At 36.6% G+C, this 13,944-nt stretch carries 10 protein-coding genes and 1 other annotated feature; of the genes, 8 read left to right on the top strand and 2 right to left on the bottom strand.

What is annotated here, in order from left to right:
• Positions 1–481: 481 nt before the first annotated feature.
• Positions 482–3,385, bottom strand: a complete 2,904-nt coding sequence (locus P2Q73_RS15835; RefSeq protein ID WP_275789021.1) for a transglycosylase domain-containing protein — start codon at positions 3,383–3,385, stop codon at positions 482–484.
• A gap of 100 nt (positions 3,386–3,485) precedes the next feature.
• Positions 3,486–3,681, top strand: a binding site (T-box leader).
• 50 nt (positions 3,682–3,731) lie between these two features.
• On the opposite strand from P2Q73_RS15835, the gene tyrS reads away from it, so the two are divergent.
• Complete coding sequence (tyrS, locus tag P2Q73_RS15830) at positions 3,732–4,997, top strand: tyrosine--tRNA ligase (protein WP_275789018.1); 1,266 nt, start codon at positions 3,732–3,734, stop codon at positions 4,995–4,997.
• Positions 4,998–5,046: 49 nt separating this feature from the next.
• Here the strand turns inward: tyrS and P2Q73_RS15825 are convergent, their stop codons facing one another.
• Positions 5,047–5,211 carry a hypothetical protein gene (locus P2Q73_RS15825; protein ID WP_156316730.1) on the bottom strand — a complete coding sequence of 55 codons (165 nt, stop codon included), beginning with the start codon at positions 5,209–5,211 and terminating at the stop codon, positions 5,047–5,049.
• 222 nt (positions 5,212–5,433) lie between these two features.
• Here P2Q73_RS15825 and P2Q73_RS15820 point away from each other — a divergent pair, with 222 nt between their 5' ends.
• The 7 genes from P2Q73_RS15820 (at position 5,434) to P2Q73_RS15790 (ending at position 13,944) form a co-directional block, all read left to right on the top strand.
• Positions 5,434–5,688 carry a DUF3006 domain-containing protein gene (locus tag P2Q73_RS15820; protein ID WP_056832960.1) on the top strand — a complete coding sequence of 85 codons (255 nt, stop codon included), beginning with the start codon at positions 5,434–5,436 and terminating at the stop codon, positions 5,686–5,688.
• A gap of 293 nt (positions 5,689–5,981) precedes the next feature.
• Entirely contained in the window at positions 5,982–7,049 is a 1,068-nt protein-coding gene (locus P2Q73_RS15815) for a sugar ABC transporter substrate-binding protein (protein ID WP_481747165.1), read from the top strand.
• Between the two features lie 87 nt (positions 7,050–7,136).
• Entirely contained in the window at positions 7,137–8,657 is a 1,521-nt protein-coding gene (locus P2Q73_RS15810; RefSeq protein ID WP_275789013.1) for a sugar ABC transporter ATP-binding protein, read from the top strand.
• 13 nt (positions 8,658–8,670) lie between these two features.
• Entirely contained in the window at positions 8,671–9,846 is a 1,176-nt protein-coding gene (locus P2Q73_RS15805; RefSeq protein WP_275789011.1) for a sugar ABC transporter permease, read from the top strand.
• Positions 9,847–9,969: 123 nt separating this feature from the next.
• Positions 9,970–10,950, top strand: a complete 981-nt coding sequence (locus P2Q73_RS15800; protein ID WP_275789009.1) for a substrate-binding domain-containing protein — start codon at positions 9,970–9,972, stop codon at positions 10,948–10,950.
• Positions 10,947–12,416: a sensor histidine kinase gene (locus P2Q73_RS15795; protein WP_056832971.1), complete on the top strand. Its 1,470-nt coding sequence runs from the start codon at positions 10,947–10,949 to the stop codon at positions 12,414–12,416. Before P2Q73_RS15800 ends, P2Q73_RS15795 begins: the two co-directional genes overlap by 4 nt.
• Positions 12,394–13,944 (top strand): response regulator, encoded by a 1,551-nt coding sequence (locus tag P2Q73_RS15790; protein ID WP_275789007.1) that lies wholly within the window; start codon positions 12,394–12,396, stop codon positions 13,942–13,944. The genes P2Q73_RS15795 and P2Q73_RS15790 overlap by 23 nt, the downstream gene beginning before the upstream one ends.

The raw sequence follows: 13,944 nt of genomic DNA, 5'->3' as shown, positions 1-13,944 counted from the left end.
TTCGAGAGTAGAAAAACGGATGTGCGCTTGCCGCACGCTACGCATGAGCCTCCGCAGGATGAGTCGACATCCTTGAAATATCCGATGATACAGTACATTTCAATAAAAAGAGTGATAGCAGAACATATAATAGAATCTACAAAAATCATTATTAAGAGAATGCACTGGCATTTACGCCTTGCCAGTCGCATGACGTGCCGAATGAGACAGCGAAATGCGCTAGCGCATTCAGCGGCTCATACGGACGTGCGGCCAGCGAGAATGCCTATAGTTGGTGAAAAATATTTTAAGTCTATGTATATAATTTGTACTTAGAGATCAGAAAGACGGATGTGCGCTTGTCCACAGTTTTATAATTAAAAAAAGAGAGGAAGGAAGTGACTGAATTCACTTCCTTCTTCTCTAGATACTTCGTAATATTGTATTTTGCGTTTCTTTCAATGTGAATAAACGCTAAATCAGAAGATATTTGGTGCTTGTTTTATGGTGTACCTGATTCTTCACCCTCTTCCGGTGTAGTTGTCTCACCAGTTTCAGGAGGAGTTGGTTCAGTAATTACTTCCTCTGAACCCTCTTCAGGAGCAGTTGGAGGAATAACTTGTTCAGGTGGTTCTGGTGTCTTCTCTTCGATTGATACGATATTCGAAGCGCCCGATTGCAAACCTGTAATATCAACAGAAACAATGATGTATTGACCACTACCATTAATAACAAAGCTCTTATCTTCTGCTTCTAGTTTAGTAGCAGCAAGTACTCTATTTCCATTTACAACTTGATAAACTCTGTATCCTACAACATCAGGTGAAGCAGCGTCTGTCCAGGTAATTGTATTTCCTGAAAGAGTTGCTGTTACTGCTGCTGGTGGACTTCCATCAGCTTGGAATACTTCTTCTGAAACAACATTACCAGCAAAACTAGATTTCTCAGGGAATAGTTTGCTAGCATTACCACCGAATTTGCCTAGCATCCGTTTAATAAACTGTTCGTTTACTCCGTATCCGCCTTGTACAACAAATTCACTAGGAGTTGAATCTAATGAACGATATTTATTGCCATTAATCACAACATAGGATGATGTGATTAGACTGTCATCCGAAGCAGTAGGTAACATAGCAGCCGCATTAAATAAATCTGACTTCACTAATCCTGCTTTGCTACATCCATCAGATACTGCAAGTCCAGATATACCACAGAAAGATCTAGTCACTACACCCTCAGGAACCGGAAAAGGATTTGGTGCATCTACTAAGTCTGGATTTACATCATACATAGCATTCATCATATTTGACCAAAGCATGTTTATTCGAACACTCGGATGATTATAACGATTATTCATATAGAATAGGGTTTCATTGTAATCGTAACCAAGCCATACACCTAGAGAAACATTTGGGTTATATCCAACTAGCCATGAGTCATTATGATCTTGAGTAGTTCCAGTTTTTGCAGCAAAATCTGATTGGAATTTTAATCTAGATTTTGCTAGTTTTGCAGTTCCATCCGATAAAACATCACGAAGCATATCGGTAATAATATAAGAAGTAGCTGGGCTAAATACTTGAACAGGTTCAGTCTTATGTTGGTAAATGATATTCCCATCTACGTCTTCAATTTTTTCAATCATATAAGCATCAATAAACTGTCCATTATTAGCAAATGTTCCAAATGCATTCGTATTTTCTTCAACAGTTGCACCATTTGTCATACCGCCGATAGATAATGCATGATTGGCGTATTCGTTTTCTTCAATATGCTCGAAGCCCATTTTGTATAAGAAATCAGTAGGCTTTCTGTCCATGATCAAATCATATAAACGAATAGTTGATAAGTTTTGAGATGTTTTTAAAGCATCACGAGCTGAAATAATCCCTAACTCTTGTTCTTTCGTATAGTTCTGAGGAGATTTAGTCCAAGTTGTACTTCCTAGATTCTCTAATTTAACATCGACAACTGGACTTCCAGCGCCAATTACTCCATATTCAATAGCTGGTGCATACACTAATAATGGCTTCATAGTAGAACCTATTGGACGAACGGCTTGTGTTGCGTGATTTAATTGTTCTAAATTATAATCACGACCTCCAAGGAACGATAAAATTCTACCTGTACCATTTTCAATTAGCATACTTCCAACTTGTACAGGATAATCTTGAGTAATGGTTTCTCCTGTATTTGGATCTTTTACTTCTTTTGTGAATGTATGTCCATAAGTATCAAACTGATCTTTTACTTGAATCATTGCCTCGTACATATCTTTATTAATAGTTGTGTGAATTCTATAACCGCCAGTACTTACGGCACGTGCTGCTATGATATCATATTTATCGTATAGTTTTGACTCCGATTTTAATCTTTCAGGGTCTATCCCATCTGCTGAAGCAAACTGTTCTCGAAGAATTGCTTTTACACGGTTTTCTATCTCAAAAGTTAGCCATGGGTATTTATCTTCTGGTACAATTTCGGGCTGTCTAAAATCCTTTGTAATATCGTAATTAATAGCAGAATTATATTCTTCCTCGGAAATATAACCAGTTTCTTTCATTCGAAACAAAACAGTCTTCATACGTTCGATTCCAGGTTTTAATGCTTCTCCTTCTTTTAATACACCACCTTTTCTAAATGGTGTATATGCAAATGGTGCTTGGGGAATACCTGCTATATAAGCAGCCTGAGGTAAATTTAAGTCCTTTGCTTTGACATTAAAAATTCCTTGAGCAGCTGTTTCGATTCCAGCAATATTTCTTCCGTTTGCATTTCTGCCGTAAGGAATAATGTTCAAATAAGCTTCTAAGATTTCGTCTTTCGTCATAAAGTGTTCCAAACGCATAGCCAGTAATATTTCCTTAGCTTTTCGTTCATAGGAAACTTCATTTGTTAGTATTTGGTTTTTAATTAACTGTTGAGTTAAAGTAGATCCACCTGTTTGTGTATCAGAGTTTGTAACATCCTGTAGTAATCCTCGGAAAATTGCTTTTGGTACAATTCCATTATGTACTTCAAAATATTCATCTTCCGTAGCTAGAACAGCATCTAAAACATATGGTGAAACTGCTGATAATTTAGTTTCTGTCCGTTCAAGATCTGTGCGTAATTTACCTAAATAGACATCTCCGGCAAAATATATTTCGGAAGTCTCTTCATAGTTAAATACTGCTGCTCTCATTTCTTTCTTTTCGCGTAATGGCTCCTCTTTAACTAGAGATGCAAAGTAACCCGCACCTACCGATGCTGCAAATACACCTAAAGTGATGCAGACAATTAAAAAGAGTAAGCTTAAGTTCCAAATAACACTAGATGAGATACGCAAGCCTTTTGCCCATTTAGTAGACTGCCATTCATCAAATTTATCTTTATAAAATTGGATTTTCTCTATCCATTTATCCATTAACATTTCAACCCCCAAATCAAGAATTATTATACCATAATCGTTATTCATTAGACGATAGTTATTGACAACCGTTTTAGTTTAGGTAAAATAGTTATATATTTTAACGATGAAAAGTCCGAAGTAGTTGTTGCACATACTGTATAGAGAGCTAGCGGTTGGTGAAAGCTAGTCAGTGTTCAACGATGAATTACAGTCTTGGAGTTAGACGTATTCACAACGATATCGTGATTGAAGCGGAAGGATTTTCCTTCAAGCTGGGTGGTACCGCGCTATTATAAATAAGCGTCCCTGCATGATTTATTTCGTGCAGGGACTTTTTTATTTTAAAAAGGAGGAACTTATTATGACAAATGCATTATTAGAGGATTTAACATGGAGAGGTCTTATTTATCAGCAGACAGATGCAGAAGGTTTAGAAAGTTTATTAGATAGCGAAAAAATTTCACTCTACTGTGGTGTTGATCCAACTGCAGATAGTATGCATATCGGGCATATCGTGCCCTTACTGACTTTACGTCGTTTTCAAATGCATGGACATCGCCCAATCTTATTAGTAGGTGGAGCAACAGGAATGGTGGGAGATCCATCAGGACGTTCAGAAGAGCGTGTTTTGCAAACAACTGAACAAATTGATAAAAATGTAAAAGGAATCAAAACGCAAATGGAGCGCATTTTTGATTTTAATGCTGAGAATGGTGCTAAAATGGTTAACAATCATGATTGGATTGGACCGATGACAGTAATTGAATTTTTAAGAGACTTCGGAAAGCTTGTCAACATCAACTATATGTTAGCGAAGGATTCTATTGCCTCTCGTTTAGATTCAGGGCTTTCTTTTACTGAGTTCGCATACACATTAATACAAGGAATCGACTTCAATCATTTATTCAACACATATAATTGTAAAGTGCAGGTTGGTGGTTCTGACCAATGGGGTAATATTACAACTGGTCTTGAGATGATTCGTAAAACGCATGAGGAAGAAACAAAAGCATACGGAATAACAATTCCATTAGTAACTAAGGCGGATGGAACGAAATTTGGAAAATCAGCTTCTGGTTCTGTTTGGTTAGATGCGAAAAAGACATCTCCATATGAATTCTACCAATTTTGGATTAATACTGCAGATGCAGATGTGATCAAATACATGAAAATTTTTACTTTCTTAGAACGAAGTGAAATTGAAAGTTACCAAGAAACTGTGGAAAATGAGCCACATTTACGCAAAGGACAAATGAAACTTGCTGAAGAAATGACTCGACTTATCCATGGTCAAGAAGCTTTGGATCAAGCTATCCGTATTTCCCAAGCGTTATTTAGCGGGAATTTAAAAGAGTTGACAGCTGGAGAAATGAAGGATGCATTTAAAGATGTACCTTCCGTTGAAATGACAAAAGATTCGAAGAACATTGTAGATTTCATCGTGGAAGCTACTGTCTCGCCTTCGAAAAGGCAAGCTAGGGAAGACGTTGCTAACGGGGCTATTTCTGTTAATGGAGAAAAAGTTACGGATGTAACTTATGAAGTTGGGGAAAAGGATCGTCTTGAAGATGAATTCATGATTATTCGCCGAGGAAAGAAAAATTATAAAATGATCAAGTTTATTTAAAATGAAAAAAGCTACTTCCCTATATATCAAGGGAAGTAGCTTTTTTCAATTAAAAACCACCGCGTTCATCAACATGATGATTATTTTGACCATCTTTTACTTGAAGTTTTTCCTTTTCCTCGTCATTTAACTTTTGTGGTTCTGTAAAATTTTCACTTATACTTTTGTCGTCTTTAGAGTTGTTGTTGGAAGTATTCGTTTTATTATTTTTCACTACATATCCTCCTTTTTTTTTCTATATTCATCTTTTATTATTCCCCATTAATAGACAAATAGTCATGAAATTATTAAAAAAATGAAAAAGTAAACAAAATAAGATGAAAATTGAGTAGTATATAGTATAGAATGATAATATTGAACGAATTTCCTACTATTCATGAAAAATTATATAACTACATTTAATTTTAATTTAATTTTGGTCAAGGGGCTGTTTTAAGTGTGTGAAAATAAATACGTGGTCGATCGATTCGATGATTTTTTTGTTGTGCTTTTTGAAAAAGATAATAAAGCAAACAAACTCGTCATTTTAAAAGATAAGTTTACGATTAATGCAAAAGTAGGAGACTTATTGGAAATACATTTCAATAAAGAAAAATCAGGCTATGATTTTAAGGCGTTGAAGGAAGAAACTGATGATGCTAAACAACGTTTGCTTGATTTAATTGAAGGAATGAAAATGCAAAAAAATTAATATTTTTTGAAATTGGCGATTTGCTCTATCTAGAGTAAATCGCTTTTTTGCATTTCTTCTAAAATATTTCTCATGAAGGGGTGTTTTTTTATTTGATGAAGAGTTCCTCTAGGAATAATAATGTTTTTTTACAAAAGGTTAAAAAAGTATAGGTAAAGCTAAAAGAATGCTAATGAATGCGCTTTCATATAAGTGTTCTCAATTTATAATTTAATTGTAATCATTTTTTTCAAAGGGAGAGGGGTAAAAAAATGTTCAAGAAATTCAAGGGAGTAACTTTTTTAATAATCTTGATGGCGTTCGTATTATTCATTGCAGGATGTAACAACAGTGGAGGTGGTTCTTCAGTAGATGTAGGTATCGTGTTACCTACAAAGGACGAACCTCGCTGGGTACAAGATGAGCAACGTTTTAAAGATGCTCTAGCAGATTCAGATTATTCAACGGAAATTCTATTTAGCCAAGGGTCATCAGCTAAAGAGAAAGAAAATGTGGAAGCTTTATTAAATAAAGGGATCAAAGTATTAATCATCACTCCTCATGACGGTGCAGCTGCAGCGTCTGCTGTAGAAGCGGCGAAAAAAGAGGGTGTTACTGTTATTGCTTATGACCGCTTAATTACAGACACAGATGCAGTAGATTACTATGTAACATTTGATAGTTTAGCAGTAGGTGCTGCACAAGCTCAGTACTTAGTAGACAATGCTGAAGGTACTAATGTTCCGCTTTACTTATATGCAGGAGCAGCTTCCGATAATAACGCATTTTTATTCTTCGAAGGAGCATGGAAAGTACTTCAACCGAAAGTAGCAGATGGTACTTTTAAAATTGCCAACTCAAGTGAAGCAGAAGCATTAAAAGAGTCAGCAGATCTATCACGCGACCAACTTGGAAAAATTATTGGTCAAATAACAACGAACTGGGATGCAAACGAAGCAAAAAACAAAGCACAAACTCACTTAACTGCAGCTGGCGATGATGTAAAAGGGGATGTTACAATTCTAGCTCCGAATGATGGGACAGCTCGTTCAATCGCAGACGTATTTGCCTCTGACAGTGCAATTACTAATTACTTTGTAACTGGGCAAGATGCAGAGAAAGCCTCAATTCAATACATTATCGATGAAAAACAATCGATGACGGTATTCAAAGATGTTCGTACATTAGTAAAAGATGCGATGGGCATGGCAGTAGAAATCTTAGATGGTAAAACACCAGAAACAACAGGTTCATATAATAATGGTGCGGTAGACGTTAAAGCGAAACAAACAGACGTTATCGTTGTAGATAAAGATAACGTAAAATCAGAACTTATCGATTCTGAATACTATGAAGCAAGTGAATTCACAGGTTTAGAGTAAAGATATCATATAGAAAAGGAAAAATAGTGATAGTAGTATCTATCACTATTTCTCTTATTTTATTTTGATTGGTTAGGAGGCGATAGAATGAGCAATTATATTTTAGAGATGAATGACATATCTAAAGAATTTCCCGGAGTCAAAGCCCTTTCGAATGTGAACTTCAAGGTGAAAAAAGGAGAGATTCACTGTTTGGTCGGAGAAAATGGTGCAGGGAAATCAACACTTATGAAGGTGTTGAGTGGAGTCTATCCATATGGTGCATACGACGGTGATATCGTTTTTAATAATGAAGTTCTAAAATTCCATGAGATTAACGATAGTGTAAAGGCTGGTATTGGCATCATTTATCAGGAACTAGCGCTTTTTCCGGATTTGACAGTCTATGAAAATATTTTTGCAGGTAACGAAGTAAAGAAGGGTCCTTTCGTAGATTGGAATCAAACAATCGTCCAAGCAACGCAGTTATTAAAAAAGGTAAACCTGAAAGTAACACCAGAAACACTTATTAAGGAACTAGGTGTAGGTAAACAACAGCTCGTCGAAATAGCCAAAGCTTTAAGTAAAGATGTGAGTTTGCTAATTTTAGATGAACCAACAGCAGCACTGAATGAAGATGATAGTGAGAATCTTTTAGACCTTTTAAAAGAGTTAAAAAGCCAAGGTATTAGTTGCATTATGATATCGCATAAGCTGAAGGAAGTTATCAAAATTGCTGATAAAGTAACTGTTATTCGAGATGGAAAGACAATATGTACGCTGGATGCAAGTAAAGGGGAAGTTGCAGAAAATATCATAATAAAAAACATGGTAGGCCGCGACATCGAAGATATTTACCCTAAACGTACAGATATGAAAATTGGAGAAACAGTACTCGAATTGAACAATTGGACGGCATATGATACCCAGCTAGGGAGAAATGTTGTGAAAAACGTTAATCTTCACCTTAAAAAAGGAGAGATTATTGGTATTGCTGGCCTTATGGGTTCAGGTCGGACAGAACTTTCAATTAGTATATTTGGAAATCCAAAAAACTATAAACTACAAGGAAGTTTAACTATTCAAGGAGAACAGAAGGGCTTTAAGCATACAAGTGATGCTATTAAGGCTGGCATTGCGTATGTAACGGAGGATCGAAAAGGTGATGGATTGTTTTTATTACAGGATATTAAGAGCAATGTCTCTGTAGCTCATCTAACAGGTATTTCTTCAAAGGGGGTTCTCAATTTAAACGAAGAAGTGAAGGTTGGGAACGAATACAAAGACTCCTTGTATATTAAAGCAAGCTCATTAGAACAAGTAGTCGGCAAATTAAGTGGTGGAAATCAACAAAAAGTATCACTTGGAAAATGGTTGTTTACTGGACCTAGGATTTTAATATTAGATGAACCGACACGAGGAATTGATGTCGGAGCGAAATTTGAAATTTATTCGATTATGAATAAGCTCATTCAAGAAGGTATGAGCATAATCATGATTTCCTCTGAACTTGGTGAAGTATTAGGAATGAGTGATCGAATATATGTCATGGCGGACGGAGCAATTAAAGGAGAACTGACTAAGGAGGAAGCGACACAAGAAACAATTATGGAACTTGCGACGCAATAGGAGGGGGATAACGATGAACTTTTATCAAGAAGCTAGAGCGCTCGTAAAAGCGAATATACGAGATTATGGAATGTATATTGCGTTAATCGTTATTATGCTTACATTTACGATTATGACGGACGGCTTGTTTATGTCTTCAAGAAACATTAGTAATTTATTGGATTCAGCTGGTTATATTGCTGTTTTGGCAGTGGGGATGACATTGGTCATCGTCATCCGTCACATTGACTTATCTGTTGGATTTTTAGCAGGATTTTTAGGTGCAATTTCTGCTATTTTCTTGACCCAAATGGGCTTGTCTGTATGGATTACAATTCCAATCATTTTAGTTTTTGGTGCAGTTATTGGTTTATTTAATGGGGTGTTAGTCGCGAAGATAGGCATTCCATCATTTGTTGCTACATTGGCAGGAATGTTAATTTTCCGAGGTGCGCTTCTACAGGTGACGGAAAAAACAGGGACGATAATTATTAAGGACGACCAATTCAATGCAATTGGTAATGGATTTATTCCTTCTATTATGCAAATAAATGGCTTGCATTTACTTACTTTAGTAGTAGGGCTTGTCGGAATTTTTTTGTATATTTACAATGAAATCTCCATACGTCGTAACAAGTTGACATATGGATTTGATGTGATGTCTAAGGGAATTTTTAGCGTAAAGCTTATATTAATATCTGCTATTATTGCATATATTACTTGGATTTTAGCTGGGTATAACGGATTTTCCTGGACTGTTGTCATTATGATTATCGTTGTATTAATCTATCATTTTTTAACGACTAAAACAGTGCTTGGGCGTCACATTTATGCAGTCGGTAGTAATCCTGAGGCAGCGCATTTAAGTGGGATAAACGTACAAAAGATTACATATATCGTCTTTGGGTCAATGGGGATGCTCGCAGCTTTATCCGGAATTCTATTTACCTCTCGTCTTCAATCTGCAACGACCACAGCCGGAACTCTGTTTGAGCTTGATGCTATAGCGGCAGCTTATGTTGGCGGAGTATCTTCCGCAGGTGGAGTCGGTAAAGTAACAGGTGCTATTATTGGAGCGATCGTAATGGCCTCCTTATCAAGTGGGATGAACTTACTAGGTGTCGGGATCTCCTATCAATATATGATTCGTGGCGGCGTTTTAGCTGGAGCAGTAATTTTCGATGTAATGACACGTAAGCAACGTGGTTAAAAAAGAATAATAGAATAACAAGGCATCCTAATTGTAGGGTGCCTCCTGTTGTTTTGTTGGTCATTGTTAATTTTTGGACAGGTGGTAATATGAAAGGAAAAGGTATCGGGATGGGGAAGGTGCATGAGAAAAAAAGTTATTCTTTCTTTAGTTGTTCTAATTGTTATTTTTAGCTATTTGACTATAGTTTCGGCAACGAAGGCTTTTCGTTTAACTAGTGATATGCCTACTAACCTCCCTTCCGCTAAGGATTCTTTCCGTCTCGTACTCATTACGCAAGAACTTGATACCCCTTTTTGGAATAAGGTTGGTCAAGGTGCAATTAAGCAGGCGCAGGAAGAAAATGTACAGCTTGAAGTATGGGGAAGCTATGGAAACAACCAAGACGACTTTTTAAAAAAGATGGAGATTGCTATTCATTCAAAGGTGAATGGGATAATCGTACAAGGATTAGATAATGAAGAATTTAAAGAGCTAACAAAAGTAAAGGCAGCTTTTTATGGCATTCCTGTTATTACCGTTGCAAATGATGTGCCGGTACAAGAGAGCTTGAGAAAAACATATGTAGGATCAGATCAGTTTTTAGCAGGTAAATTAGTTGCTAGTCAATTAATAAAAGAAATGGGAACAGCAGGAGAAGTGATAATACTTGGTGATCAAGAGCAAGCGTATTATCAAAAGGAACGGTTAGCAGGTATTCGAGATGTATTAGACAGATATCCAGATATAAAAATTTTTGTTAGAGGGACGGCAGAGACAAAGGAACAGGTATTGGCAACTACTCAACAGTTAATGAATGAAGTGCCACAAGCCTCTGCTTTTATAGCCATCAATGCAAATCATGTAGGTCCCATGATCCAAGAAATAGAAAGACGTACACAGGTGGAGCCGTATCATATATTTACATTTGATGACGGGGTTGAGTCAGCTATTCTCCTAAAACAAGGAAAACTTGACGGGGTGTTGGAGCAAATGCCTGAAGAGATGGGTAGGGAGAGTGTGAAATTGTTGCTGGAGTGGATTACAGACGAGACCGTACCACTCGATTCAAATGGTTACCTCACCGAAACTCGTATTGTGAAAGCTAAGGGTGACGGTAAATGACAACGATTCAAAAGAAGATTTGGATGCTCGTTTCCGTTGTTTTGCTCATTATGGGCGTTATTTGGTTGACGCTTACGTATTACAATCAAAAAACACAGGAACAATCCAATGAGATTTTACAGAGATATTTACGAATGAATGAAGTTACTACAGCTAGCCAGCAATTGATTACGAATTTAAATAATTATCTATTAAACCCAACAGATAATCATAAAAAACAGGTAGAGAAAAGCATACGTGTCATTGAAGAGGTACAGCAAGATGTAGCTCAACTTCGGACCGCGGATAATGAGTTCTCTGTCACCAATTATATTCATTTAATCGATAGCCTTATAGAGACTACTAATCGATCTATTATGTTTTCAGAAGATAAAGAAATGGAAGGATCGACAAATGAATTTAATGAAGCAAATCGAATATCCGCGTACATATCGGAGATGACCTTGACGATTTTAGATCGAGAGTTGAAGACGTATAATCTTGTTTATCGAGATATTATCAGCCAATCAGAGGAGTTAGAAAAGCTAGGAATCTGGTTATTACTTTTAATTACTGTCGTGTTATTATTGGCTACTTATTGGTTTTCACTTACTATTACAAAGCCAATTCATCAGCTGACTAAGGCTGCTAACGAATTATCGGAAGGGCGTTTTAACCAACAAATTCAAGTCAAATCAAATGACGAGATTGCTTTTTTAGCAAAGACCTTTGATAAGATGCGTATTAATATTAATGATCTAATTGTGGAAATTCAGCAAAAGGCTCAGCTAGAACATGAGCTACAGCAAAGTAAGCTTTTGTTGAAGGAGAGTCAATTAAAAAGCCTGCAAAGTCAGATAAATCCACATTTTTTATTTAATACGTTAAACACACTTTCAAAAAAGGCATATTTGGATGGAGCAGAGGAAACAAGTGATCTGTTAGTCAGTGTAGCAGGCTTGCTACGTTATAATCTGAAGCGAATAGACCGATCTGTAACGTTATTTGAAGAAATGATTGTTTTAAATCAGTATATGGAAATTCAAAAGGCACGTTTTACAGATCGTTTAAAATTCGAGTCGTACATCGATGAGTCGTGTCTCCATGTGAAAATTCCAGGTCTCACCCTTCAGCCTATTATCGAAAATGCAGTTATCCACGCTATTGAGCCCGAAGAGGACGGAGGTACCATTTTCTTTAGGATAAAGAAGAAGGAAGATAATGCATGGGTCATCATTGAAATAGAGGATAGTGGAAAAGGAATGTCCCAAGAAAAAATGGAGCGGTTATTGAAGGGGCGTGTAGTACCTGGCGAAGGGCATTCTACAGGAATTGGCTTCCAAAATGTAGTAAAAAGATTGGATTTATTTTATGGAATGGAGAACTTAGTTACGATTGATAGTAAAGAAGGTCGAGGCACGAAAGTGATTATACAAATACCTAATTCATTGGAGGAGCAATATCATGATGAAGCTTCTTATTGTTGATGATGAACCGATTGAGCGAGAAGGAATGGAGGCTATTTTACAAAAAGCTTTTCCAGAGCTGATCATTCATCAAGCAAAAAATGGCAAATTAGCAATAGAATTAGCAAATCAGATACAACCAGATTTAGTGTTAATGGATATAATGATGCCAGGAATAACAGGTCTTGAAGCGATTGAAAAAATTCAGGAAGAACATTCTGTTAGTAAATTTGTTATGGTGACAGCGTTTGATATGTTTGATTATGCAAGGCAGGCTATCAAGCTTGGTGTGAAGGATTATCTGCTAAAACCTAGTAAGGTAAGCGAAATTGTTGCAACCGTCGGAAGAGTATTAGAGGAATGTAGACAGGAAAGTGAGCAACAGGATACAAACAAGTGGCAACAAGAGAATTGGGAAAAGACGTTGACTCTAGTAGAAACAGACATTGTAACACAATTATTATTTGATCATGTACATGAAGTACATATCGATATGCTTCTAGAAATGCTGGATATTCGTTCTTCTAATGAAAAATTTGTTGTATTGGTTGTATTGCCTGAGGGAGCACAGTCCTATTATGTGCCAATAAAGGAAAAGGTACATGAGACTGGAAACGCTTGGGTAGGGGCGTTATACGGGAGACAGCTTCCTATTATCGTTTTTCGCGATCAAGAAAAGTCCTTCCGTTTGCAAGCGATTACATTGGCAAAAGCAATATTATCATTAGATAAGGAAAAAATTGGATTAGACTGGTTTGTAGGGATTGGTCAAGTTTATGAGGAACTGGATGAAATTCGTCAATCTTACCAAGAAGCACTCATTGCTACTATGGATACAACGCCAAAGGTCAAATACAGATTTTATAACGATGTACCAGCTCATAGCCTAGAATCTGACAATCAGACTATGAAACAACAGCAAAAAAACCTTTTTGACCAAGTTCGCTTAGGAGACTGGGTTTCTATTCAGTCTGGTGTGTTAAATTTGATACAGCAACATGAAAATGAGGGAAACTCACTAATATATGCTCAGCAAAGGGTCCTTGAACTGCTTTGGATTGCTACACGAGTGATGGATGAAATGGGAATGGAAACTGATGCACCCTTCTTCTCATTTCAAACCCAGGACTACCGCCAATTGAGAGCGGAAACACTTTTGCTTCTGAATCATATGAATACGATCTATAAAGCACATTATAATCAAGTGGAAGCGGATAAAATACACCAAATAAAACAATTTATTCGAGAGCATTCACATGAGGATATATCTTTGGAGATTCTGGCACAAAGGGTTAACTTAAGTCCCATATATATTAGTAAAATGTTCAAAGAGAAGCTGGGAATTAACTACATCGATTTTTTAACAGAGTGCCGAATTGAGAAGGCAAAGACACTTTTAAATGATTCTGAGCGTAGTTTAAAAGAAATTACGTATGAGGTCGGATATCACGAACCAAATTATTTTAGCAAGGTGTTTAAGAAAGTATGTGGAGTATCCCCTAAGCAATATCGAAAAACATTATGGAGTAATAAAGCGGAAGTTCGATAG

The sequence above is a fragment of the Bacillus sp. Cr_A10 genome (assembly GCF_029222665.1).
Taxonomy (GTDB): Bacteria; Bacillota; Bacilli; order Bacillales_A; family Planococcaceae; genus Psychrobacillus.
This window is presented reverse-complemented; position numbering and strand designations above follow the sequence as displayed.